We start from the raw sequence: 24,037 nt of genomic DNA, 5'->3' as shown, positions 1-24,037 counted from the left end.
TATAGGTTGTTGTTTTTTTAATAGATTAAATACTTATTATTGTATAGCCTACAAGTTAACGCCTTTATTGTAATAAAAGTTACACATTTATCCAGTTTTTTATTTGATTAATATAACCTCTTCCAGAGGTTATATTGGTTTTACTGTTATTACCAAGCTTTATTATATACCTACTATTGAAATATTTTTGAACCTCTTCAACCGTATTGATATTTACAATATACCCACGATGGACTCTTACAAAATAATTTGGCAACTCGCTTTCTATTTGAGACAATGATTTTTCGCTCAAGTAGTTATCTTTATTTGTAAAAATAGTAACGTACTTATTATTCGCTTCAAAGTAAAAAACATCTTTTAATTTTATAAAAATAAGACGGTCTCCTTTTTTAACCGTTATAGAAGTCATTATTGTTTCTAATTTTTCTTCAGTTAAAGATTTTATGACTTCCAAAATATTTTGAGAGATATTATCGGTATTAAAATGTTTTAATTTTTCTATAGTCTTTTCCAAACGTTCAACCCGTAAAGGCTTTACTAAATAATCAATACTATTGGTTTCAAAGGCTTTTAAAGCATATTCATCATGTGCTGTACAAAATACAATTAGCGGTATAATTTTTAAATTTTCAATTAATTGAAAACCCGTTAATCCAGGCATTTCAATGTCTAAAAAAATAAGATCTGGGTTTAATGCCTCTATTTTCTGCTGAGCATCACTACCATTTTTAGCAAAACCAATAATATGTATTGTTTCTGGAAAACACAAAAGCAATTTTTCTAGACGCTCTCTTGCCAAAGGCTCATCATCTATAATTAAAGTTGAATATAGTTTTTGCATGTTAAAATTATGTTTTAATGGTAATCGTTATTTGTTTCACGGGTTCATTTTCTATGCTTATTGAAGCATTATCGGCATAACTAAACTTAAGTAAATCATAAACCGTTTGCAAGCCATGACCACTAACTAAACCATCTGGAAATCGTGGACCATTATCAATTACCATTATAACAATTCCTTCTTTACTCCTATTAATCTTCAAATGAATCTTTCCTGCACCTTCTATTTTTGATACGCCGTGCTTAACAGCATTTTCTATTAATGGTTGAATAAGAAACATCGGGATTTCTATAGCTTCCAAACTTTCGTCAACACTAATGTTGAAAGATAAACGGTCTCCAAAACGAATTTGTTCTACTTCCAGATAGTTTTTAACCATCTCTACCTCATCGCCAATGGTGCTATTCTTTTTTCCTTTTCGGTTGATGGTGTATTTAAATAAATCGGATAAAGACAATGCCATTTTTTCAGTTTTAACTGCATCACTTTGTGCTAAACTTGCAATAGAGTTTAAGGCATTGTATAAAAAATGCGGATTTATTTGAGATTGTAATAATCTGACTTCGGCTTGAGCATTGGCTGCTTTTAGGGTACTTAATTCTATGTCTTTTTGTTTTACTAGGTTTTCTGAAAAGTGGTCTAGGTATAATAAAACACCTCGTCCTAGTGAAAATAGAAAAGCCCATGTAACAGGAGAGCGAAATCCTAAAAAATAATCATAAGATTTAATCCAGTTAATATGATGAATTTTATTCCATTCAATATCGGATAATATGATTGGAAATAAAAACGCTGGAACTAAAAAAACGAACAATGTGAAACTTGTTTTTAATACCAGTTGAGTAGTAAAACTCATTTCTCTTTTAACAATATACTTATCAAATAGCCATAAAAAGAATGCAATAAGGACTACGCCTGTAAACCAAACCAAACAGCTAAACCAAAATTTTTCTTGATTAAAAGGTTTACCTGTCGGAAAAAAATAACTATTAACAAAATTCAATTCTATAAGACATAGGTAGGCTATTAAAATAGGAACAAAATAGCTTAAAAATTTAAATCGATATTGTCTTTTATACAAAAGACTAAAAGCTAGAAAAAACAAAACTACAGCCAAAATAGCACGCGTCCAATTGGCCAATAACTTAGTATTTTCTTTGTTTACAAAATTAACAGCAGACCACTCTGGATACGTTTTAAACATATAATTTTTGTATTCTTGAACCAACGTTGGAGAATAGAATTTTTGAAGTAAGAACTTATCATACTCAGTAAATTCAAGATGCCATGAAGATGCTTCATTGCTATTCAACATCGCCCCTACAACTTCAGATTCACGATTAGTTCTTTCCTTAAATAGACTTGCACATGATATCATTCTAACTAAATAAAATCTCATCATTTCCATTCTTTCTTTTACAGTTTGACTTTCATGAAACTTAAAAGTAAATTGTCGACTATTGGGAACATAATCTCTTTTATTAGACCCAAGACCTCTTGTTCGGCTATTTACCAATTTCGTTCCATAATAATTAAGACTAACCGTTTTCAAGAACCTTTCATCATATAATGTATAAGCTTCTTTTTTTGATTCTACTTCTGTAATCCAAAGAGTTAAAGCGCGTCCCTTCAACTTAGAAAGCTTGAACCCGTTTACTACCTTGGGATCATCACTTTGAGGAACTCTTAATGAACTAACACCTGTGTAGTGTCTAAAATAATCGATATCCTTATCCGGTAACACCGCTCTTATTTCTTCAAAAACAGAATTTAAAGCTGTACTGTCTGGAAAATGAGCATTTACTAATTCAATTAATATAGGTCCAGAATAACTATGAAAATTTTGAGTTTCGCCTTTAAAAAGACGTTCCTTTACATATTCCCATTTATCATCTTTTGGTAAATCTGGGTAATGATTAATACGGTTTGTACTTTTACTAGAACCTGAGATTACAATAACAGGAATACTTATAAGAATAAGAGCAAGTAAAATGAGTCTTTTCATGATTGTAAATTTAACTATTTATAAAGCTCAAAGAAACTTGTTAAGATTTAATATTGAAACTGATTTCTGACGAACTGCATATATAGTTTCTAAATTACATTGAAATTAAAACGGATCTATAAAAAAGTGATACTTTTGGTTTTAATTTAAAAAGGTCTCGACTGCGCTCGACCAGACAAAACATGCATTTTATACCCGAAGAATTAGACGCCTACGTTGTAGACCATTCTGAAGACGAACCTTCATTATTACAGCAACTTACGCGCGAAACGTATCAGAAAATTTTACAGCCCATTATGCTAAGCGGTCCCTACCAAGGGCGCGTTTTAAGCATGATCTCTAAACTTAAAAACCCAAAAAACATTTTGGAACTCGGCACTTTTACAGGTTATGCCTCTTTATGTTTAGCTGAAGGTTTACAAAAAGATGGTGAGTTACACACTATTGATGTGAATGAGGAACTGTTTGATTTTCAACGTAAATATTTCGATAAATCGGAATACGGAAACCAAATTTTTCAGCATCTCGGGAATGCCATTGACATTATTCCAACCTTAGACAAAACCTTCGATTTAATTTTTATTGATGCCGATAAGCCCAACTACGTCAATTATTTTTATTTAATTATTGAAAAGCTAAATCCGGGTGGTATCATTATTTCCGATAATGTGTTGTGGCATGGTAAAGTGATTGAGCCACTGGACCCTAAAGATAAATCGACTAAAGCGGTTTTAGATTATAACACACTTTTAAAGGAAGACCCAAGAATAGAAACTGTGGTTTTGCCTATTCGTGATGGGTTAACGGTGAGTAGAAAGCTGTAATTAGGGCTATAAATTAATAAGATTTTCGCTTTCGCGGAAATTGGAAAACATATATTTTCAATGTTTAGTAAAGAAGAATCAAGAAAAATGCGAGAAGAATTCTGGACCAGTTTCGGAAAATCTTTCCCACGAAAGTGGATTTTATACAACACAAAATTAAAAGGTTTAAGTTTTAAATTTCATTTTGATAACCGAAGTGCTTTAATCGCTTTAGATCTTGAAGACGATTTGGAACACCGCATTAATCATTGGGAAAAACTAGAGGCCTTAAAATCTATTTTATTAGATGAATACTTGCCTGACGCCATTTACAACGAAGCTTATTTTTTAGATAATGAAAAAGAAATTTCGAGAATTTATGTGCCTTTAGAACAAAAAGTATCTATCCACAACAAAAATACATGGCGCGATGTGATGGAGTTTTTTAATGTAAACATGAATTTATTTGAAGCTTTTTTCGAGGAATACAAAGATGTTATCGAAGGTTAACACCTCAACTAAAACAACTTTTCCATTTCAAAATCGTCCATAACAAAGCCGTTTCCAATATCGGTAACAGATGCTTTTACGTTTTTAAAGCCTAATTTTTCGTAGGCTGCAATAGAAGCTGTATTATATTTATTCACCTTCAAACTAATGCCCGAAAGTTGTTGTTTTTTTGCTTCTTCATCTATAAAATTTAAAGCAACCCGACCAATACCATTTCCTCTAAAGCCTTCTGCAACGTATAATTTACTTAAAAACAAAAAATCCTCTTCCGGTTTTATAGCCATATAACCAACCGGTGTTTCACCATAAGTTAAATAGTAAAATTGCGCTCCTAAACGCACCTGCTCTTCAATCGCTTTCGCGGAATTAAACTTGTTCAGCATATATTCCACCTGCTCTAAACCAATAATATCTAGATAATGCTGATGCCAAATTTGGCTCGCTAAGGTTTCTACTAATTTAAAATCTGCTTGAGTTTTTGCAATTGTAACTGTTATCATATCACGTAATTAAAAATCATAAAAAAATGAAAAACGGCGCCAGCTAAAACAAAAAGATGCCAAATAACATGATTGTACGGAATTTTATGAATGGCATAAAAAATGATTCCAACGGTATAGGATAAACCACCGGCGAACAAAAATAAGATACCATTACCAACACCTTCGGATAAATGAGCAAAATCGAAAACAATAAGCCAACCCATCACCAAATAAAGCAATGTAGAAAACACCTCGAATCGCCCTGTAAAAAACAACTTTAAAACAACTCCAAAAACAGCAATGCCCCAAACCGTCCAAAAGAGTGGCCAACCCAAACTTTGGTCGAGAGTAATTAAACAAACAGGCGTGTAAGTACCAGCAATAAGGATATAAATACTAATATGATCTATAATCCGGAATATATGCTTATGCTTTTCTTTGGTAACCGAATGGTATAAGGTTGACGCGGTAAATAAAACGATAATAGATATGCCGTAAACAATAACGCTAAATAAACTCCAAGGCGTTTTATGAGTATTAAATACGATTAATAAAACTAACGCCACAATACCTAAAACAGCACCAATACCATGAGTTAAAGCGTTTAATTTTTCTTCAAAAGGGGTTTGAATTCGCATATTTTATGGTTTTTCGGGTTCGTGTCGCCACTTATCTACTAAGTTATAAAAATCGAACGGAATTGCCGATTTCTGACGTACTAATCGTCCGTTTTGAAAGTTACGTTGTAGAATATCTTCAATTAAATAATCTTCTTTTTCGTTTTCGGGATCAAATTCACGTTTCAACGAAATATCGAACATACTCGCAGTGGTATTATACCAAAAGGCACGCCAACCGTTACGTAATTCTTTCACTAAATCGAATGCCGTTCTCCCAGTTTGCCTGTGTATTAACTTTACAAGAATTTGCCCTTCTGTACGGCTCATCTTCTTTAATTTCTCAGAAAACTCCCCTTCAATATATTTCTGTATCTTCTTAGTGTATTTTCTTTTTTCTCGGTTTTTAGTAAGTGTTGCTAAATGCCTTGTTAAAGAATCTAATCTATCTGCCGCCATTTTAGCATACGGATACACTTTTATCGTTTTTCGTCGCAAAATTAAATAGCGAATACGTTCTTTTCTATCGCCAAATTTAAGTTTAGGCAAAATCATTACTTCCGCTAAATCGATCGAAGTTCTTGGAATACTATCGCCTTTAATTATTAAATATTTCTTCATGACCGTATCCTGCTCAACATCACTAATTTGAGCAATGAGCAGTATAGGAAATAACACGAATATGTATTTTAAAAATGTCATCAAAATATCATAAGACAATTAGTCTGCCAAAATTAATAATTTACACCCTTTAAAACATTTTTTTTCTATTTATATTATTAATTTAGTGCAAAACTTTATAAAGATGGCAAAGAAGAGTATACTTAACGAAAAGTCTATGGACTTTCTTGAAAAATATTTAAATAATGCAGCCCCAACTGGCTACGAATGGGAAGGTCAAAAAATCTGGATGGATTATTTAAAACCTTATGTTGATGAGTTTATTACAGATACCTATGGTACGGCTGTTGGCGTTATTAATCCAGAAGCAAAATACAAAGTTGTTATTGAAGGACATGCCGATGAAATTTCGTGGTATGTTAATTATATTTCGGACGACGGATTAATTTACGTAATTAGAAACGGAGGTAGTGATCACCAAATTGCACCGAGTAAAATTGTAAATATTCATACAAAAAATGGTATTGTAAAAGGTGTTTTTGGTTGGCCAGCAATACACACACGTAGCAAGGTAAAGGAAGAAGCACCTAAACCTGACAATATTTTTATAGATTGTGGCTGCAAAACTAAAGAAGAAGTGGAAGCTCTTGGTGTTCATGTTGGTTGTGTAATTACATATCCAGATGAATTTCATATTCTAAATGGCGATAAATTTGTTTGTCGTGCATTAGATAACCGTATGGGTGGTTTTATGATTGCTGAAGTTGCACGTTTATTAAAAGAAAACAAAAAGAAATTACCTTTTGGACTTTATATTACCAACTCGGTACAAGAAGAAATTGGTTTACGTGGTGCCGAAATGATAACTCAAACCATTAAACCGAATGTGGCTATTGTTACCGATGTAACGCACGATACAACCACACCAATGATTGAAAAGAAAACACAAGGCGATTTACAACTTGGTAGTGGACCTGTAATTGCTTATGCTCCTGCTGTACAACAAAAATTACGCGATTTAATTACAGAAACAGCCGAAGCTAAAGGGATTCCTTTTCAACGCTCTGCGCTTTCTAGAGCAACAGGAACAGATACAGATGCTTTTGCTTATAGCAATGGCGGCGTAGCTTCTGCTCTAATTTCTTTACCACTCCGTTACATGCATACTACAGTAGAAATGGTACACAGAGATGATGTTGAAAATGTTATTAAAATGATTTACGAAACGCTATTAAACATCAAAGATGGCGAAACATTTAGTTATTTTGAATAATTAAATAGAATAAAAAACCTAAAAGCCTCATTCAATTGAGGCTTTTTTAATTCAAGTATATGGACGAATATATTGATATAGTAACCGACACTGGAGAGCCTACAGGAAAAGTTGCTTTAAAATCTGAAGCTCATAAAAACGGTTGGTTTCACAACACCATTCATCTTTGGTTATTTACAGCTACCGGAGAAATTCTATTGCAACAACGCTCTCACAGAAAAGCAATCTACCCCTTACTTTGGGATGTATCTGCCGCTGGCCATATTGATGCTGGAGAATCTTTTGAAACTGCTGCCATTAGAGAAACTCATGAAGAGTTAGGTTTATTACTCGAGCCTGAAAATTTAATTAAGATAGGCGTAAATAAGCATAAAACGGCTTATATGAATGATACTATTTTAGATAATGAATTCCACCATGTTTTTATTGCTGAATTAAAAGTAGACATCACGGAACTCACTGCACAAGAAGAGGAAGTTGAAGATTTAAAACTAGTTACTTTCGCTCAATTTAAATCACTTCTAAAGGATAGTAATAACAATCATTTTGTAAAATCGAACAAAACATATTACGAGTTTGTTCTCGATAAAATAAGGGCTATTGTTTTATAAATTTAAGAGATTTCTTGTTTCCTAACTCATTTTGTAATTCAATAAAATACATACCACTCGTAAGTTTAGATACATCAATAATATTTGTATTATCTAAAGGTGATTTGAAAACTAATTGCCCTTGAATATCGAAAATTTGAAATTTAATCAAAACCTCTTTCGATTCAACATGCAACCTATCAGTAGTAGGGTTTGGATACACTATCAAACTGATATTATCTAAACTATTTACAGATAGAGAAAGCCCATTTAATTCCGCAACATAACTATCTACCGATTTACCATCTTCATCACCACTCCAATCACTACCGAACAACAAACGAGTTCCTGTAGGACTAATAGTTACATGTGGTTCTCCCCAATAATCAATATCATTTTCATCACTTCTATGGTGTGCTACACGATAAACATCAGAATCGAATTCATTCACTTTTGCTATAAAAATTTCTTGATCTAATAGCTGTACGCCATCTTCCTGGAACCCAATACACGATACAGCAACCCAACCGCCTTCACTATTTTTATGTGCTAACGCAGAAATATGTGTTCCTGTTTTTGGATAACCATAATCACTAACAGGTGTTACAGAAATACAATGCCCTGTAATAGCATTATGAGCGACCAAAGTACCTTGGCAACCTCCATTTGGACCTTCTTCATATCCAACAGTAAAATAGGCATCATCACCATTACTTAACCTCCCTATGCAAGAATGTTCGGTTCCATTATTAAGATTAAACGATAATACATAATTTCCGCTCGCATCATAAACATCTCCTTTATGATAAAACAAATTCCCGCTAGGAAAAGGCATTGGAGCAATATATTCTATATTTTCAATATTAAATTGAGTTAACGTTTCCGTAGAAATACGATAATAATATGCGGCCTCATTACCACAACGAAAACTTATTACATCAGAATCCCAAGACATCATTTGCACATCGTTACCTCCAGTAATGCCCGTATCACACCCAGACGCTAATCGAAGGTTTACTAATACATTTTTCACATTAGTTTTAACATTATAATTAACAAGATCAGTGGTTGTATTATCTATATAAAACAGCACATCGGGATCGAAAAAGTGCCAAAAAACAGTTTCTACATCATCTGGATTAATATCGGTTAAATCCCTAATAAACTTATAATTTTCACCATTTAAAAGTTTATGAGTACCACCACCGTAAACAATCATTAAACTTTCATCGGCATTCCATGCTTGAGTAGAATTGTACATAGGCGCAATAAAATCACCATTTGTTGCTTCGGAAATTCTTCTAATTTTAGTACTTGGGAATGATGGATCTGTAACCGCACTTAAATACTCTGGCTTACTCAAAGCTTGCATAGGATGTTGCTCCAAATCATTAGCCTTATAGCCAATAGATAGATCTTGAGCCTGCATAGATTGAAACATCAACAATGCGAAAATAAAAAGGAATTTTGTATTCATTTTTATGTATTTAACTAATTAGTTCGTAATTATGTACGTCGCAAAACACTAAAAAGTTTAAAAATTAAATAATTATATAACATCCCCAATCAATTTAATGGCATTACTCCTATCTGCAATTGTACCCGTTTTTCTAGTTATTCTTTACATTTACATCAAGGATAAACACGAAAAAGAACCAAAACGATTAATGCTTATTGCATTTCTTTTAGGCGCTATAATTAGTATCATTATCACCTCATTAATGTATTATGTTTTCGATTGGGTTTTACCTTTAAACGACCATACGAGCGTAATACAGCAGTTTATAAAAGCCTTTTTTGTTGTTGGTTTAACCGAAGAATTTAGTAAATATATTATTGTCCGTTATTTTGCTCAAACTAGAAAAGCATTTAACGAACCTTTCGACGGTATCGTTTACGCCGTAATGGTTTCTATGGGTTTCGCCGCTACAGAAAACATAGTCTACGTTTTAGAAAGTGGTTTTGAAACTGCATTTTTACGTGCCATTACTGCTATTCCTGCACATGCAACTTTCGGAGTCCTCATGGGATATTTTATGGGAAAAGCAAAATTTTCAAATAACAAAGTAGTTTTAAATCTATCAGGTTTATTATTAGCTATTATTTTTCATGGTGCTTACGATTTCTTTTTGTTTATCGAGTCTATACCCGGAATTTGGATAGGAGCTTTCGTATCTCTATTCATTGGTATTTTACTTTCTAGAAAAGCGATAATCAAGCACCAAGAAAACTCTCATTTTAAAAACCAATAGTCTTTTAATTAAGAATTAAAAAGGAAGAAATTCTACTCTAAAAGCTATTCGATTATTCGGATAGCTTTTTTTATTTATACCCAACGGCACTACTGTTTCAATTGATAAAAACAAAATTTAATCCTAAAATCCTTATATTTACTACAAACTAACCTGGACTTTATGAGCAAACATTTTATCACGAAAGTAAACGATAATCAGATTTTCGAAATTTCTCAAGACAATATATCTGCTTTAGATGCCATAAAAACATCTAAAAACAAACTGCATATCCTTCACCAAAACAAATCGTATAAAGCAGAAATCTCAAAATGTGATTTCCTTGAAAAATCTTATACTATCGAAGTAAATAACAACATCTACAGAGTCAATATTTCTGACGGATTAGATCTTCTTATAAAAGAAATGGGGTTTGAAAGCACTGCATCCAAACACATAAATGAATTAAAAGCTCCAATGCCTGGTTTAATTTTAGAAGTTTTTGTTGAAATAGAACAAGACGTTAAAGAAGGTGATCCGCTTTTAATTTTAGAAGCTATGAAAATGGAAAATATTATCACTTCACCAAGAGATGGAAAAATTAAATCTATTTCCGCAGTAAAAGGTGATGCTGTCGAAAAAAACTATTTATTAATTGAATTTGAATAATTAATATAAAAGCATGAAAAAAATATTAATTGCAAATCGAGGTGAAATAGCCATTCGTGTCATGGAAACAGCACAAAAAATGGGAATAAAAACTGTTGCGGTGTTTTCTACCGTAGACAGAAACGCTCCACATGTAAAATTTGCAGACGAAGCTGTTTGTATTGGAGAACCTCCATCTAACCAATCCTATTTACGAGCAGACAAAATTATAGAAGTCGCGAAAAATTTAAATGTAGATGCCATACATCCAGGTTATGGTTTTTTAAGTGAAAATGCCGCTTTCGCGGAAGCTTGCGAAGCTAATAACATTATTTTTATTGGTCCAAAATCTAAAGCCTTAAAAATAATGGGGAGTAAATTATCTGCTAAAGAAGCAGTAAAACAATATAACATCCCCATGGTTCCCGGAATTGATGAAGCTATTACAGATGTTAAGAAAGCAATAAGCATTGCAAAAAAAATAGGCTTTCCCATTTTAATAAAAGCTTCGGCAGGCGGCGGTGGAAAAGGCATGCGTGTTGTTGAAAAAGAAGCAGATTTGGAATCACAAATGAATCGCGCTATTAGCGAGGCTACATCGGCCTTTGGTGACGGTTCCGTTTTTATTGAAAAGTATGTAAATTCTCCTAGGCATATTGAAATTCAGATTTTAGCAGATAGCCACGGAACTATTTTACACCTTTTTGAAAGAGAATGTAATATACAACGGCGCCATCAAAAAGTAATTGAAGAAGCACCTTCGTGTGTTTTAACTCCAGAGCTTCGTGAAGAAATGGGAGAAGCAGCCATAAGAGTAGCTAAATCCTGTGATTATTTAGGAGCAGGAACCGTGGAGTTTTTATTAGATGAAAATAATAATTTCTATTTCCTAGAAATGAATACACGCTTACAAGTAGAACACCCTGTTACAGAGCTCATTTCTGGAGTCGATTTAGTAGAGCTTCAAATAAAAATAGCACAAGGTGAAGCACTTCAACTAAAACAAGCCGATTTAAAAATTAACGGTCATGCTATAGAGTTGAGAGTTTATGCCGAAGATTCTTTAAATAATTTTCTACCAAGTGTTGGTAATTTAGAAGTTTACAAACTCCCCGAAGGCGAAAATATTAGAGTAGATAATGGCTTCGAGCAAGGCATGGATATCCCAATTTATTACGACCCTATGCTAGCTAAATTAATCACCTACGGAAAAACAAGAGAAGAAGCCATTCAATTTATGTTGAAAGCTATTGATGGTTTTCAGATTGAAGGTGTACAAACCACATTAAATTTCGGAAAATTTGTATGCAATCATGAGGCTTTTAAATCTGGGAATTTCGATACGCATTTTATAAAAAATTATTACAACCCGGAAGCCATAAAAGCAGAATCGGAAACGGAAGCTAAAATAGCAGCACTAATTGCCGTTAAACAATATTTAGAAGACCAAAAGCTATTAAGATTACCTATTCGATAAGCCCAACTAAAATTTCTGAGCAACAATAAAAAACATGGATCCAAAAATAAACAAACTCAACGAACGTATTGACCAAGCCCATTTAGGGGGCGGACAAAAACGTATAGACAAACAGCACGCCAAAAAAAAACTAACAGCAAGAGAACGTGTTAATTATATAATGGACGAAGGTTCTTTTGAAGAAACAGGCATGTTAGTTACCCACCGAACTACCGATTTTGGTATGGAAAACGAAGTCTATTATGGCGATGGTGTCATTACAGGTTACGGGACTATTAATGAAAGATTGGTTTATATTTACGCTCAAGATTTTACGGTTTTTGGTGGTGCCTTATCGGAAACACATGCAGAAAAAATATGTAAAATCATGGATTTAGCTGTAAAAGTTGGTGCTCCAATTATTGGTTTAAACGATTCTGGCGGTGCTCGAATTCAAGAAGGCGTGCGTTCACTTGGTGGTTATGCCGATATTTTTTTTAGAAACGTTCAGACTTCAGGAGTCATTCCTCAAATCTCAGCTATTATGGGCCCTTGCGCTGGTGGTGCCGTATATTCTCCAGCCATGACAGATTTCACATTAATGGTTGAGAACACGAGTTATATGTTTGTAACAGGACCAAATGTGGTAAAAACGGTTACCAATGAAGAAGTTAGTAGCGAAGATTTAGGAGGTGCACACACACACGCTACAAAATCGGGTGTTGCCCACAAAACCTCAGCAAACGATATTGAATGTCTAGAAGATTTAAAAAAACTATTAAGTTACATCCCGCAAAATAACACTGAAACTCCAAAACATTTAGAATTCAATTTAAAAGATGAGGTTCGTGATGTATTAACAAATATTATTCCCAACAATGCGAATAAACCTTACGATATGCACGCCGTAATTTCTGGAATTATTGATACTGATTCTTTTTACGAAATTCATAAAGATTATGCTGAAAATATAATTGTTGGTTTTGCACGCTTAGGCGGACGAAGTATTGGTATTGTTGCCAACCAACCCCAATTTTTAGCAGGTGTTTTAGATGTTAATAGTTCTAAAAAAGCAGCAAGATTCACACGCTTTTGCGATTGTTTCAATATCCCCTTATTGGTTTTAGTTGATGTTCCTGGGTTTCTTCCCGGTACCGATCAAGAATGGAACGGTATTATTGTAAACGGCGCAAAACTACTTTATGCTTTAAGCGAAGCTACTGTGCCACGCATAACCGTAATTACTCGCAAAGCTTATGGTGGCGCTTACGATGTTATGAACTCTAAACACATAGGTGCCGATTTTAATTTTGCATGGCCAGGAGCCGAAATTGCTGTTATGGGAGCTAAAGGAGCAAGTGAAATTATATTCAAAAAAGAAATTTCAAGCGCAAAAAATCCTTCAGAGAAACTAGCAGAAAAAGAAGCTGAATATGCCGAAAAATTTGCAAACCCTTATCGTGCAGCCCAACGTGGTTTTATAGACGAAGTAATTCTTCCTAAAAATACTAGAAGAAAATTAATTAAAACATTTACTATGCTAGAAAATAAAGAGGTTAACGTCCCAAAACGAAAACATGGAAATATTCCGATGTAAAATTAAACTTTAACAACATCTGCATTATACATAAAAGTATCTTGCCAGCGTTCATAACGCTCATCAGATTTCTTAGCAAACACCAAATATTGGCATTTACCAATACTTTCGGGAGTTCGGGTAACTTCTGCTAAATTATTATTTCTAAATAAAAATTCAGCATCATCTATAATACACATTTGAAGTCTATTTAAATTAACCGCATTTAAATAAAACAGTCTATTTAATCGTTTTGGAGTCGCAATTATAATATCGGTACCATAATAAATTTCATCACGTTGGTCATCAATATTTTTTTCATCGTAAGCGCAATAAATTCGTAAGTCCGTACCGCGTGTATAGCTCTTAAATTCTAATTCCAAATCTAATGCCGTTTGCTTGTCTTTTACAAAAATCAAGGCTCTTGGCGCATCTTCGTGAGCATTTTTCAATTTCTGAACAACACTTATTATGATACTCGATGTTTTCCCAGAACCTTCTGGCCCATAAACATACAAGCTTGAACCACCTTTTATTCTAGATAAAATTTTCTTTTGAAGTGGTAAAGGCGTTTCAATTCCTTTGTTTTTAAGCGTATCTTTTAATGGCTCAATTAATTTTTTAAATGACATAAAATGAAGTTTCTTTTAATAGATTTTCAAAGATAGGCTTTTCAACATCCAAAATAGAAACCTTAAAAACAAAAAAGACGTTCATTTCTGAACGCCTCCCTTTTAATCTTAAAATATCAGGTTGTTATTAAAACTCTAAATCTGCAACTAAATCGAATTCATCGTAAATCGCTTTGTCTTTTAAACCATCAAAAAAGCTTGCAGAACCATATTTTACATCATATTTTGTTCTATCAACTTTTAAACTTGCTGTTGCTTTATTTCCATAGATAGAAATGGCGAAGTTTACCGGGTTTGTTTTTCCTTTTATGGTTAGATTTCCAATAACGTTATACGAGTTTTTACCCGATGCTTTTACTTCTGTAAACTCTAAAGTTGATGTACTATGTGTTTCTACTCCAAAGAAATCATCAGACTTTAAATGTCCTTCAAGCTTTCCTTTATACTCACCTTCTAAATCGGTCGAAGCAATAGTAGCCATATTTATTACAATGTTTCCACCAGTTAACTTATCACCTTCAAAAATTAATGAACCAGATTGAATATCTATTGTTCCTTCATGAGAACCTGTAACTTTATAGCCTTTCCAAACTAATTTACTGTTTTCTGTTTTAATCTCTTTTTGTTCTTTTTCGATAGCTGTAAAAGAAAATGTAAACAAGGCTACAAAAGCAACAAGTGCTAAATTTTTAATTGAATTTCTCATTTTAATATAAATTATTTTTCTGTTTAATTATTACACCACAAAGATGCGATGCTTTTAATTCTTAAAAATTGAAGTAGTTTATCAAATCATGTTAATCTAGATTAACATTTAACTTCAATATTGAATTAACACAGATATATAAATGAAGATTTAACTAATTTTCTATGGCTAATTGACTTTTAATTTTACTCAAAAACTCTTTCGTTATACCAAGAAATGATGCCACCAAATACTGCGGAATACGCTCTTCTATTTGAGTATATTGGCTTTTAAAATATAAGTAGCGCTCTTTTGCGGTGAGACTAAAATTTCTAACAATTCGTTTTTGAGAAGCCACAAAGGCACGCTCAACAATTTGCCTAAACAAACGTTCTAATTTTGGAATTTCGGCATACAATTCCTCCAACTCATCATAAGCAAACAAAATAAGCTCAGTATTTTCAAGACATTGCACATTATAATCGGCAGGAGTTTGGGATATAAAACTTCCCATATCTGCAGTCCACCAATTTTCAATAGCGAACATAACCATGTGTTCTTGCCCTTCTTGATCTAAATAAAATGTTTTTGTACAGCCAGAAATCACAAAACATTCATACTTACAAATATCGCCTTGTTGTATAACATATTGCCCTTTTAAATATTTTCTATAAGTTACTTTAGACTCCAAAAAAGCTTCCTCTTTTGGTGTTAAATCAATTAGACTTTTTATGTAATCTAAAAGTGGTTGTATGTTCATTTATATCAATTTATTCGAATCAAATTTAGCAATAATAATATAACGTTAATAAATGTTAATTGAATATATCTAGATTTATAATATTTTACCTTTGCGCGATGGAAAACATCAAAAAGGTAAAATTTGAATTTGTGGCTTTAATGGCATCTTTAATGTCTATTGTGGCACTATCGATTGATGCATTATTACCAGCTTTACCAGAAATTGGAGAATCCTTAGGTGCAACAACCGCAAGTAACAATCAGCTTTTAATCACCATGATTTTTTTAGGAATAGGATTTGGCCAGCTTATTTTTGGTCCTATTTCCGATAGTTTTGGCAGAAAACCCATTGTTTATGTTGGTTTTCTAGTTTTCATTATTGCTAGTCTTATATGTGTAACCACCAAAAATTACGAAATGATGCTTTTTGGTCGTATACTCCAAGGCATCGGGCTTTCATCCCCAAGAAGTTTAAGCACCTCCATGATTCGTGATGAATTTAGTGGAGATTATATGGCTAAAATATTATCGTTTGTAGTCATGTTTTTTATTTTAGTTCCTGTTATAGCTCCTATGTTTGGGCAGTTTTTAATTCACCTTTTTAATTGGCAAGCTATATTTTATTTCAACCTCCTTTTTGGATTAGCTATTATGGTTTGGTTCTGGTTTCGCCAACCTGAAACGCTCCCAAAAGAAAAACGCTTAAAATTCACCTCGCATTTATTTATAAACGGAGCAAAAGAATTCTTTAAATATAAAGAAGCTGTAGCTTTTACTTTAGTTTCTGGTTTTATAACCGGATCTTTTATGGTGTATTTAAGTACCTCCCAACAAATTTTCCAAGAGCAATATAACTTAGTAGAAATGTTTCCATATATCTTTGCTAGTCTAGCAATTTCAATAGGTTTCGCTACTTTTCTAAACAGCCAATTAGTTGAAAAATATGGTATGATGAAAATTGCTTACTACTCTACGCTTGCGTATGCTTTTATTTCAATTTTGTACGTTATTTTATTTTCTTCTGGACAAAACCCTAGTATTTATACTTTAATTTCTTTTTTAGCATTGCAGTTTTTTGCGGTTGGTTTCTTGTTTGGAAATTTACGAGCATTAGCTATGCAACCACTTGGACATATTGCAGGAATTGGAGCAGCAATTAATGGGTTTTTCTCAACAGTTTTAGCTGTACCTATTGCACATTTTATTGGTAGTTTTGTAAAAACCTCAGTTTTACCTCTTTTTATAGGATTTTCTGTTTTTGGAGTATTATCTGTTCTTATTTTTATTGTTTTAAAACGAAAAACGAGATTGCTAGAGGCCTAAAAACTCACTTTTAACCCCCTTAAAACAACACAATACATATTGTTTTATATAGTATTAAAAACATTAACACTTTCACATTTTTAACTAATAGCGTTTTTCAATATAAATTTATCACTAATTTCACTAATTACCTGCATTATCATAGGGTATTTCATCAATAAAACAGCATTACAACTTTACATTACATAAGCTTCCGCACCAATAAAAACTTTCGTAATTTTGCTAGCTTATAAGTTTCACTTAGTAACAAAAAATTAAGACATGAGTAAAATTATGACCGTCGACATTTTGTCGAGTATTAAAGGTGCGCAACCCTCCGAGGCTGTCAACAAATTATTTGATGTGATTAAAAATGCACAGCCAACAAATAATAACACCTTTAATAATAATCATAATAATAGCGTGTTGGTAAGCGATTTAAGAGACGATGTGGTTATTGAAAGTTCAGCACTCGAAAAACAAATCATTATCGAAAACTTTCCGAAGGAAAAAAATGGATATTTAGTAGTTTCTAAAGTGATAGAAGAATAAATATGGATTCTCAAATACATAAAATTCACCAACAATTGGTGGATAAAAAGATAACTTGTACAGCATTAGTACAAGACAAATTATCCCAATTAAAACAGAACACACATAACACGGTTAATGCCTTGTTGGATACTATAGCGCTAGATTTAGCTTCTAAAGTAGATGTTAAAATTGCCAACGGAGAAACCATTGGTTTGCTCGAAGGTATTCCATTTGGAATTAAGGATGTTTATATGGTTCAAGGAACGTTAGCAACAGCGAGTTCTAACCTTTTAAAAAACTACAAATCGGCATACACAGCAACAGCCATTCAAAATTTATTGAATGCAAGAGCTATCCCTTTAGTAAAAGAAAATTGCGATAGTTTTGGTCATGGGTCCTCTAGTGAAAATACCATTTTTGGCGCTGTAAAAAACGCGATAAACCCAGATTTAGTAAGTGGTGGCTCTAGTGGTGGTTCTGCAGTAAATGTGGCTAAAGATTACACCGTTTTTTCAATTGGAGGAGATACCGGAGGTTCTGTTCGCCAGCCCGCAGGTTACAATAATATATATGGTTTAAAACCAAGTTACGGCCGCATTTCACGCTACGGTTTAATGGCCTACGCATCGTCTACCGATTGTGTTGGACCCATTGCAAAATCCATCGAAGATATCCGTATTGTGCTAAACGTAATGAGTGGTAAAGATATTAAAGATCAAACCTCTTACGCTTCCGCGGAAATAACTCAGGCTCAAATTTTAAATTCCGAAGGCATTAAAACCGTAGGATATTTTAAAAACTTTATTGAAAGCAAAGCGATTGACCCTAAAATAAAAGCTGATTTTTTACAAGCTATTGAAAAAATAAAAGCCAAAGGTATTGAAGTGAAAGCTTTAGATTTCTTTGAATCTGAAACATTAGTTTCAACATACTATACGCTAGCCATGGCAGAAACGGCATCCAACCTTTCTAGGTTAGATGGTACAAATTATGGTAACCGTATTGAAGGAGATTCTTTAAAAGAAACGTATTCGGTAACACGTTCTGAAAATTTTTCTGAAGAAACAAAACGTCGTATAGTTGGTGGAAACCAAGTATTGTCACAAGGGTTTTCAGACGAAATTTATTTGAAAGGTCTAGCCTTACGCGACACCATTTCTACTAATTTTGAAAACGATTTTAAGGATGTCGATATCATTCTTTCTCCTGTTACACCAAATACGCCACCAAAAATTGGTGATAGTTTAAAGGATCCGCACGCCATGTATTTATCCGATGCTTACACCGTAGGTTTTAGTTTAGGTCAATTACCGACTTTAACGGTTCCTCAAGGCACAGCAACAGGTTTACAAATTACGGCAGCAAAACATAATGACGAACTCGTTTTGAAGTTTGCTAACTTCTTAAAAGACACGATATAATGGAACTAGAGCAATTAAACGAGCTTCTTAAAAAGCACGAATTAGAGTTAGTAATCGGACTAGAAACTCATGTACGATTAAATACAAAATCAAAATTATTTTGTTCTTGTCCTAATGAAGAAATCGATACTCCTAATCAAAATATTTGTTCCGTATGCACAGGGCAAATGGGCGTTTTGCCTTCTATAAATAAAGAAGCAATTACAAAAGCAATTTACTTTGGGAAAGCTGTAAAATCTTCGTTTGAAAACGAAGTGATTTCTTGGGATAGAAAACATTACGAATATCCAGACAACCCGAAAAACATACAAATCACACAGTTTCATAACCCTGTAATTCCTGACGGACAAGTATCATGCTTTAGAAATGATGGCTCGCAATTTACAGTGAATTTAACGCAAGTTCATATTGAGGAAGATGCTGCAAAACTAGTACACGAGAAGAAAATTTCGTTAGTAGATTTCAATAAAGCTGGTGTACCTCTTATTGAAATTGTTACAGAACCTTGCATTCGCCATATTGAAGATGCATCAACCTATGCGCAGTACATACAACGCATTGTTCAGAATTTAAAAATAAGTGAAGCTAACCTTGAAAAAGGGGAATTTAAATCGGATGTTTCTGTATCACTTCGTAAAAAACAGAGTTACGCATTAAACCCAAGAACAGAGATTAAAAACTTGAACTCGTTTAAGTTTATGGTCGATGCTTTAAAGGAAGAAATTGAAAAACAGCTTAACTATTATATAGAAAATAAAGCATTTAGACCCGACCAAACTACCGTACTTTGGGATGCCGATTTAAAGCAAACCAAAACCATGCGTAAAAAGGAATTCGAGGCGGATTACCGTTTTATCTCGGAGCCCGATTTACCTTTTGTAAGCATAAAAAATGTAGTAGAATCTATCGATGTAGATTTAAGCACATTACCTTTTGCTGTAGAATCTATTTTGATAAAAGGAGGTGTTTTGCCGCAAGATGCTAAGTTTTTTACAGCCGATTCTTTACGTTCGGAAACTTTTGTTGCCATTAATAATGAATTGAAAGATCCATCGTTCGTTGCAAAAACGTTGACTAATAATGTTAAAGCTGAAGATTATACAAGTATTGAAAATATTTCAGACTTTATAGAGATCTTCGGTTTATTCAAAAATGATAAAATAACATCTGTATTAGCTCAAAACGCTATTAAGTCGTTGTTAGAAAATTCAAAATTCGACTATAAAACTTATTTTGAAACCAATACCATTTCCGAAGAAAAAATCCATGATGCCATTGCAAAAGTAATTTCAGAAAATGAAGCTGTTGCCAATGATATTAAATCTGGAAATCAAGGAAAAGCCGGTATTTTAGTTGGAAAAGTTATTGCTATTATTGGTAAAGGTGCTTCTGGAAAAGTAATTCGCGAAGGTATTTTAAGTCAAGTTCAAGATTCTGGAGAAACAGCTCTAGAACAAACAAGAACAAATAGCGAGCAACCAACTACCAATAATACTCCACAACCAATAACCAAACAAGAAGAGGTTTTACCAGAAATCCCTTTAATTATAAAAGACGAATACCGAACACATGTAATTTCGGATGTTTCTGAAGAAAACATTTCGGAAAAAGTAACCTTTTCTGGATGGGTTTCTAGTGTTCGTGATCATGGCGAATTAATGTTTATTGATTTACGCGATTCAAGTACACAAATTTTTCAAGTACGTTTAAGCCGTGAATCTTTTGCGAATTTAGATGAATTAGTAAAACTAAAACCCGAGTCGGTAATTACCGTTACAGGTACTATTGTTCAACGTAAAGAAGATGATTATAATGCGTCTTTAAAAACAGGAACTATAGAATTAGAAGCGACAGATCTAGATATTTTAAACTTATCTAAAACGCTTCCTTTTGAAATAAAAAGAGCAACAAAAACCAATGAAAACGTTCGTTTTCAATATAAATATTTAGATCACAGAAACGATGATGTTCGTCGTGTAATCGTTAATCGCCATAAAGTGATTAAAATGATGCGTGACGTTTTAGACGATCAAGATTTTTTAGAAATTGAAACGCCTATTTTAAGTGCCGGAACCGATGAAGGTGCCCGTGAATTTATTGTACCAACTCGTAAACAAGCTGGTTTATTTTACACACTTCCACAGGCTCCTCAGCAGTTCAAGCAAATGCTAATGGTTAGTGGCTACGAAAAATATTTTCAAATTGCACGCTGTTTTAGAGACGAAGATTCTCGTGGTGATCGCCAACCAGAATTTACGCAACTCGATATTGAAATGGCGTATGCTAGCATGCAACAAATTATCGATTTAAACACGAATATGTTTAACGCTATCGTGAAGAAAATTTACGGTAAAAAATGGATTTTAAAACCATTTGAAGTAATTACATATAAAGAAGCAATGGATTTTTACGGTTGCGACCGTCCTGATTTACGCTTCGGGTTGAAATTACAAGACATTACAGATATTGTAAAAGATACAAGCTTCCAAGTATTTAGTAAACCTATTGATGAAGGAGGTATTGTGAAATGCATAAAAGTTTCGGCTGAAGAACAGGGTAAAAAACGTTTGTCTAAAGGCCAAATTGAAAAACTTACTAGTATTGCTCAACAGCATGGCTTAGGTGGATTGGCTTATATTATTGTAAATGAAAATGATTTACAATCACCAATAATTAAATTTTTAGGTGAAGATATTGCCGCTGGAATTATAAAAAAGACAAACGCACAAGTTGGAGATATTGTGTTCTTCTCGGCTGCAGATTATGCTACAGCAAATAAAGCTTTAGATGCGGTAAGACAAGAATTGGGAAGCATGTTACGCTTAATTAACCCGAAAGAATTACGACCTGCTTGGGTTGTAGATTTCCCAATGTTTGAAAAAACAGATGAAGGGCGTTGGACGTTTACACACAACCCATTCTCCATGCCTGCGATTTACGATATAGACAAGCACATGAATGGTAATGAAGATGAAATAGGAAGTATTATTGCGCAACAATACGATTTAATATTAAACGGTTACGAAATTGGCGGTGGCTCTGTGCGTGCGCACAAACCAGAAATTTTGGAAGCTACCTATAAAAATATGGGTTACAATAAAGCCGAAATGATGAAAAGTGTTGGAACCATGTATAAAGCGTTCCATTATGGTGCTCCACCACACGGCGGGATTGCTTGGGGTGTAGACCGATTAATGATGATTTTAGAGAAAAAAGCGTCGATTAGAGAAGTGATGGCTTTCCCAAAAACGGGAACTAGTGAAGATTTACTTTTTGGTGCACCTTCTTTATTATCTGATAAAAAAGTTGAAGAAATGAATGTTAAAGTGATGCGTAAGTAAACTTTAATTTTCTTTTAAAATAAATCTAAAAGCTTCAGTTAACTCTGGAGCTTTTTTTATTTAAAATTCATATAAAACCTATTTACTTTCATTATTTTCCGACATATAATGCAAACGTTTCAAACTTCTTTTAAGTAATGAAAATCGATAAATCCCTATCACAAAAAACAATGCACTAAAAACTAAACCTATAATAGTAAGATATCTAAAGTTTGGAAATTCTTTTATTTCGTACATAGCAAGACTTCCTAAAAGCAAATAAAGGGACGAGCGAATGTAGGATAATAAGGTACGCTCGTTTGCTAAGCGTGTACGCTCGATAGCAAGGTAATCTCTTAAAATAATTTGTTCGTCTGGTTTAAAATCACGCCCGAAATGTAAAAGTTTCATTTTATCAATTTAAATATAAAAGTACATTTTTTTAGTAAGAAAAGGGATTTACGATAAAATTTCAACTAAAAAAATATTAAAAATTCTGTAAACTTTAACTTTACAAACCGACTTTACATTAATATAAGCGCTTTTAAGCTTAACTTTAAACCATTAAAAATAATAGAATCTTCAATTATGAAAAAAACAACTTTATTAACAACAATCACATTTGCATTCTTAATGCTTTTATCTACAGGCGTAAATGCTCAAAAATTCAGTAAATTAGACAAAAGCCCAATGGATGCTGCTGCATTTCCAACATCTTACAAAGATGCCAACAAGCTAATTAAAATAGTTTACAGTCGTCCGCAATTAAAAGATAGAGAACTAAGTGCACTTGCTCCAAATGGAGAAGTATGGCGTACTGGAGCTAACGAAGCTGCCGAACTTACATTATTTACAGACATGAAATTTGGTGATACTACTATTAAAACTGGAACTTATACATTTTACTTAATTCCGAATGAAAAGGAATGGACTGCTATTATCAGTAAAGATTTAAATGTTTGGGGTTCTTACTTTTATAAGGAAGAAAACGATGTTGCAAGATTATCTGTACCAGTAACAACTGGAGATAGCTTAGATGCTTTTTCTATCGTTTTTGATGAAGCTGATGGTGCAATAAACATGCATTTAGGTTGGGGAACAGCTAGAGTTGCAGTGCCTTTTACTAAATAAAACAACATACTTCTAAAACTAAAATCCCGAGACATGAGTTTCGGGATTTTTTTATAATATCATTTAAAGTTCTGTTAAACATAATAATGAAAGGTTAAAATTTATTACCTTTATACAACTTATGAAACAAGTATCCCATAAAATAATGTCTTTTGTTATGGCTATTGTAGTGCTATGCTCTACAACGTCTTTCACATTGAACATGCATTATTGTGGAGATTCTTTAGTAGAGACTGCTATGTTTCATAAAGCAGAAGGTTGCGGCATGGAAATGCAAAAGCCAGCCACCAAAGATTGTAAGATTACAGAAAAGAATTGTTGTAGCGATAAAGAATTAGTTGTTGATGGTCAAGACGAGTTACAGCTACAAGTAGATGCTATTTCTTTTGAACAACAATTTTTTATAGCTTCATTTGTTTACACGTATATCAACCTTTTTGAAGGTTTAGACCATACTAATTCTTCTTACGAAGCGTATCAACCACCTCTCATAGACAAGCAACTCTTTAAGCTTGACGAGACCTATTTAATCTGATTTTTTTAACAATAGACTGTATTATCCTATGATTTATTTCATTAGGATGATGTCGCTGTATTCGATGTTTTTCTAACATCACT

General features: G+C 33.2%; 24 protein-coding genes. 14 read left to right on the top strand and 10 right to left on the bottom strand.

Annotation, left to right across the window (positions count from 1 at the left end):
• Window positions 1-79: 79 nt before the first annotated feature.
• Window positions 80-841, bottom strand: coding sequence for a LytR/AlgR family response regulator transcription factor (locus GQR97_RS08455; protein ID WP_158847389.1), 762 nt, complete (start codon window positions 839-841; stop codon window positions 80-82).
• Between the two features lie 7 nt (window positions 842-848).
• On the bottom strand, window positions 849-2,846 hold the full coding sequence (locus tag GQR97_RS08450) for a sensor histidine kinase (RefSeq protein ID WP_158847387.1): 1,998 nt from the start codon (window positions 2,844-2,846) through the stop codon (window positions 849-851).
• A gap of 182 nt (window positions 2,847-3,028) precedes the next feature.
• Here GQR97_RS08450 and GQR97_RS08445 point away from each other — a divergent pair, with 182 nt between their 5' ends.
• Window positions 3,029-3,670 carry an O-methyltransferase gene (locus GQR97_RS08445; protein WP_158847385.1) on the top strand — a complete coding sequence of 214 codons (642 nt, stop codon included), beginning with the start codon at window positions 3,029-3,031 and terminating at the stop codon, window positions 3,668-3,670.
• Between the two features lie 60 nt (window positions 3,671-3,730).
• Window positions 3,731-4,159, top strand: coding sequence for a DUF4268 domain-containing protein (locus GQR97_RS08440; RefSeq protein WP_074939635.1), 429 nt, complete (start codon window positions 3,731-3,733; stop codon window positions 4,157-4,159).
• An 8-nt stretch (window positions 4,160-4,167) separates the two neighbouring features.
• Here the strand turns inward: GQR97_RS08440 and GQR97_RS08435 are convergent, their stop codons facing one another.
• From GQR97_RS08435 to GQR97_RS08425, 3 genes are read right to left on the bottom strand one after another with little or no spacing between them, the layout of a single operon-like run.
• Window positions 4,168-4,659 carry a GNAT family N-acetyltransferase gene (locus GQR97_RS08435; RefSeq protein WP_158847383.1) on the bottom strand — a complete coding sequence of 164 codons (492 nt, stop codon included), beginning with the start codon at window positions 4,657-4,659 and terminating at the stop codon, window positions 4,168-4,170.
• Window positions 4,656-5,279 carry a PAQR family membrane homeostasis protein TrhA gene (gene trhA, locus GQR97_RS08430; protein WP_158847381.1) on the bottom strand — a complete coding sequence of 208 codons (624 nt, stop codon included), beginning with the start codon at window positions 5,277-5,279 and terminating at the stop codon, window positions 4,656-4,658. The genes GQR97_RS08435 and trhA overlap by 4 nt, the downstream gene beginning before the upstream one ends.
• 3 nt (window positions 5,280-5,282) lie before the next feature.
• Window positions 5,283-5,960, bottom strand: coding sequence for a DUF4294 domain-containing protein (locus GQR97_RS08425; RefSeq protein ID WP_158847379.1), 678 nt, complete (start codon window positions 5,958-5,960; stop codon window positions 5,283-5,285).
• A 103-nt stretch (window positions 5,961-6,063) separates the two neighbouring features.
• Here GQR97_RS08425 and GQR97_RS08420 point away from each other — a divergent pair, with 103 nt between their 5' ends.
• Both GQR97_RS08420 and GQR97_RS08415 read left to right on the top strand, forming a co-directional pair.
• The gene (locus tag GQR97_RS08420) at window positions 6,064-7,152 is read left to right on the top strand and encodes a M42 family metallopeptidase (RefSeq protein WP_158847377.1); all 1,089 of its coding nucleotides are present in this window, start codon (window positions 6,064-6,066) and stop codon (window positions 7,150-7,152) included.
• 59 nt (window positions 7,153-7,211) lie between these two features.
• Window positions 7,212-7,763: an NUDIX hydrolase gene (locus GQR97_RS08415; protein ID WP_158847375.1), complete on the top strand. Its 552-nt coding sequence runs from the start codon at window positions 7,212-7,214 to the stop codon at window positions 7,761-7,763.
• Here the strand turns inward: GQR97_RS08415 and GQR97_RS08410 are convergent.
• The gene (locus tag GQR97_RS08410; protein WP_158847373.1) at window positions 7,750-9,219 is read right to left on the bottom strand and encodes a T9SS type A sorting domain-containing protein; all 1,470 of its coding nucleotides are present in this window, start codon (window positions 9,217-9,219) and stop codon (window positions 7,750-7,752) included. The genes GQR97_RS08415 and GQR97_RS08410 overlap by 14 nt on opposite strands.
• Before the next feature lie 97 nt (window positions 9,220-9,316).
• On the opposite strand from GQR97_RS08410, the gene GQR97_RS08405 reads away from it, so the two are divergent.
• The 4 genes from GQR97_RS08405 to GQR97_RS08390 all read left to right on the top strand — a co-directional run bounded on the left by GQR97_RS08405 (window position 9,317) and on the right by GQR97_RS08390 (window position 13,674).
• Window positions 9,317-9,994 carry a PrsW family intramembrane metalloprotease gene (locus tag GQR97_RS08405; protein WP_158847371.1) on the top strand — a complete coding sequence of 226 codons (678 nt, stop codon included), beginning with the start codon at window positions 9,317-9,319 and terminating at the stop codon, window positions 9,992-9,994.
• Between the two features lie 162 nt (window positions 9,995-10,156).
• On the top strand, window positions 10,157-10,642 hold the full coding sequence (locus GQR97_RS08400) for an acetyl-CoA carboxylase biotin carboxyl carrier protein subunit (RefSeq protein WP_158847369.1): 486 nt from the start codon (window positions 10,157-10,159) through the stop codon (window positions 10,640-10,642).
• A 13-nt stretch (window positions 10,643-10,655) separates the two neighbouring features.
• Complete coding sequence (gene accC, locus GQR97_RS08395) at window positions 10,656-12,098, top strand: acetyl-CoA carboxylase biotin carboxylase subunit (protein WP_158847367.1); 1,443 nt, start codon at window positions 10,656-10,658, stop codon at window positions 12,096-12,098.
• A 34-nt stretch (window positions 12,099-12,132) separates the two neighbouring features.
• Entirely contained in the window at window positions 12,133-13,674 is a 1,542-nt protein-coding gene (locus GQR97_RS08390) for an acyl-CoA carboxylase subunit beta (RefSeq protein WP_158847365.1), read from the top strand.
• Between the two features lie 2 nt (window positions 13,675-13,676).
• Here GQR97_RS08390 and GQR97_RS08385 read toward each other — a convergent pair whose 3' ends face one another.
• The 3 genes from GQR97_RS08385 to GQR97_RS08375 form a co-directional block, all read right to left on the bottom strand.
• A complete protein-coding gene (locus GQR97_RS08385) occupies window positions 13,677-14,285 on the bottom strand; it encodes a DEAD/DEAH box helicase (RefSeq protein WP_158847363.1) in 609 nt (202 codons plus the stop codon).
• Between the two features lie 127 nt (window positions 14,286-14,412).
• A complete protein-coding gene (locus GQR97_RS08380; RefSeq protein WP_158847361.1) occupies window positions 14,413-14,991 on the bottom strand; it encodes a YceI family protein in 579 nt (192 codons plus the stop codon).
• A 154-nt stretch (window positions 14,992-15,145) separates the two neighbouring features.
• Complete coding sequence (locus GQR97_RS08375; RefSeq protein ID WP_158847359.1) at window positions 15,146-15,730, bottom strand: Crp/Fnr family transcriptional regulator; 585 nt, start codon at window positions 15,728-15,730, stop codon at window positions 15,146-15,148.
• A 98-nt stretch (window positions 15,731-15,828) separates the two neighbouring features.
• On the opposite strand from GQR97_RS08375, the gene GQR97_RS08370 reads away from it, so the two are divergent.
• The 4 genes from GQR97_RS08370 to gatB/aspS all read left to right on the top strand — a co-directional run bounded on the left by GQR97_RS08370 (window position 15,829) and on the right by gatB/aspS (window position 22,309).
• Entirely contained in the window at window positions 15,829-17,034 is a 1,206-nt protein-coding gene (locus GQR97_RS08370) for a multidrug effflux MFS transporter (RefSeq protein ID WP_158847357.1), read from the top strand.
• A gap of 261 nt (window positions 17,035-17,295) precedes the next feature.
• Window positions 17,296-17,565 carry a hypothetical protein gene (locus tag GQR97_RS08365; RefSeq protein ID WP_199269917.1) on the top strand — a complete coding sequence of 90 codons (270 nt, stop codon included), beginning with the start codon at window positions 17,296-17,298 and terminating at the stop codon, window positions 17,563-17,565.
• 2 nt (window positions 17,566-17,567) lie between these two features.
• Window positions 17,568-18,968 (top strand): amidase family protein, encoded by a 1,401-nt coding sequence (locus GQR97_RS08360; RefSeq protein WP_158847355.1) that lies wholly within the window; start codon window positions 17,568-17,570, stop codon window positions 18,966-18,968.
• Complete coding sequence (gene gatB/aspS / locus GQR97_RS08355; RefSeq protein WP_158847353.1) at window positions 18,968-22,309, top strand: bifunctional amidotransferase subunit GatB/aspartate--tRNA ligase AspS; 3,342 nt, start codon at window positions 18,968-18,970, stop codon at window positions 22,307-22,309. Before GQR97_RS08360 ends, gatB/aspS begins: the two co-directional genes overlap by 1 nt.
• 78 nt (window positions 22,310-22,387) lie before the next feature.
• Here gatB/aspS and GQR97_RS08350 read toward each other — a convergent pair whose 3' ends face one another.
• Window positions 22,388-22,699: a DUF202 domain-containing protein gene (locus GQR97_RS08350; RefSeq protein WP_158847351.1), complete on the bottom strand. Its 312-nt coding sequence runs from the start codon at window positions 22,697-22,699 to the stop codon at window positions 22,388-22,390.
• Between the two features lie 177 nt (window positions 22,700-22,876).
• On the opposite strand from GQR97_RS08350, the gene GQR97_RS08345 reads away from it, so the two are divergent.
• Entirely contained in the window at window positions 22,877-23,419 is a 543-nt protein-coding gene (locus GQR97_RS08345; RefSeq protein ID WP_158847349.1) for a DUF2911 domain-containing protein, read from the top strand.
• Window positions 23,420-23,540: 121 nt separating this feature from the next.
• Entirely contained in the window at window positions 23,541-23,954 is a 414-nt protein-coding gene (locus GQR97_RS08340) for an HYC_CC_PP family protein (protein ID WP_233267629.1), read from the top strand.
• The last annotated feature ends 83 nt before the right edge of the window (window positions 23,955-24,037 follow it).

The sequence above is a fragment of the Algibacter sp. L1A34 genome, from assembly GCF_009796805.1.
Lineage (GTDB): Bacteria > Bacteroidota > Bacteroidia > Flavobacteriales > Flavobacteriaceae > Algibacter.
This window is presented reverse-complemented; position numbering and strand designations above follow the sequence as displayed.

Coding starts and splice junctions, on each gene's coding strand:
- GQR97_RS08380 (WP_158847361.1), bottom strand. CDS start 14,991: ATGAGAAATTCAATTAAAAATTTAGCACTTGTTGCTTTTGTAGCCTTG.
- GQR97_RS08455 (WP_158847389.1), bottom strand. CDS start 841: ATGCAAAAACTATATTCAACTTTAATTATAGATGATGAGCCTTTGGCA.
- GQR97_RS08425 (WP_158847379.1), bottom strand. CDS start 5,960: ATGACATTTTTAAAATACATATTCGTGTTATTTCCTATACTGCTCATT.
- GQR97_RS08365 (WP_199269917.1), top strand. CDS start 17,296: ATGAGTAAAATTATGACCGTCGACATTTTGTCGAGTATTAAAGGTGCG.
- GQR97_RS08400 (WP_158847369.1), top strand. CDS start 10,157: ATGAGCAAACATTTTATCACGAAAGTAAACGATAATCAGATTTTCGAA.
- GQR97_RS08350 (WP_158847351.1), bottom strand. CDS start 22,699: ATGAAACTTTTACATTTCGGGCGTGATTTTAAACCAGACGAACAAATT.
- GQR97_RS08440 (WP_074939635.1), top strand. CDS start 3,731: ATGTTTAGTAAAGAAGAATCAAGAAAAATGCGAGAAGAATTCTGGACC.
- GQR97_RS08340 (WP_233267629.1), top strand. CDS start 23,541: ATGAAACAAGTATCCCATAAAATAATGTCTTTTGTTATGGCTATTGTA.
- GQR97_RS08445 (WP_158847385.1), top strand. CDS start 3,029: ATGCATTTTATACCCGAAGAATTAGACGCCTACGTTGTAGACCATTCT.
- accC (WP_158847367.1), top strand. CDS start 10,656: ATGAAAAAAATATTAATTGCAAATCGAGGTGAAATAGCCATTCGTGTC.
- GQR97_RS08435 (WP_158847383.1), bottom strand. CDS start 4,659: ATGATAACAGTTACAATTGCAAAAACTCAAGCAGATTTTAAATTAGTA.
- GQR97_RS08345 (WP_158847349.1), top strand. CDS start 22,877: ATGAAAAAAACAACTTTATTAACAACAATCACATTTGCATTCTTAATG.
- GQR97_RS08370 (WP_158847357.1), top strand. CDS start 15,829: ATGGAAAACATCAAAAAGGTAAAATTTGAATTTGTGGCTTTAATGGCA.
- GQR97_RS08390 (WP_158847365.1), top strand. CDS start 12,133: ATGGATCCAAAAATAAACAAACTCAACGAACGTATTGACCAAGCCCAT.
- GQR97_RS08410 (WP_158847373.1), bottom strand. CDS start 9,219: ATGAATACAAAATTCCTTTTTATTTTCGCATTGTTGATGTTTCAATCT.
- gatB/aspS (WP_158847353.1), top strand. CDS start 18,968: ATGGAACTAGAGCAATTAAACGAGCTTCTTAAAAAGCACGAATTAGAG.
- GQR97_RS08405 (WP_158847371.1), top strand. CDS start 9,317: ATGGCATTACTCCTATCTGCAATTGTACCCGTTTTTCTAGTTATTCTT.
- GQR97_RS08415 (WP_158847375.1), top strand. CDS start 7,212: ATGGACGAATATATTGATATAGTAACCGACACTGGAGAGCCTACAGGA.
- GQR97_RS08385 (WP_158847363.1), bottom strand. CDS start 14,285: ATGTCATTTAAAAAATTAATTGAGCCATTAAAAGATACGCTTAAAAAC.
- GQR97_RS08375 (WP_158847359.1), bottom strand. CDS start 15,730: ATGAACATACAACCACTTTTAGATTACATAAAAAGTCTAATTGATTTA.
- GQR97_RS08360 (WP_158847355.1), top strand. CDS start 17,568: ATGGATTCTCAAATACATAAAATTCACCAACAATTGGTGGATAAAAAG.
- trhA (WP_158847381.1), bottom strand. CDS start 5,279: ATGCGAATTCAAACCCCTTTTGAAGAAAAATTAAACGCTTTAACTCAT.
- GQR97_RS08420 (WP_158847377.1), top strand. CDS start 6,064: ATGGCAAAGAAGAGTATACTTAACGAAAAGTCTATGGACTTTCTTGAA.
- GQR97_RS08450 (WP_158847387.1), bottom strand. CDS start 2,846: ATGAAAAGACTCATTTTACTTGCTCTTATTCTTATAAGTATTCCTGTT.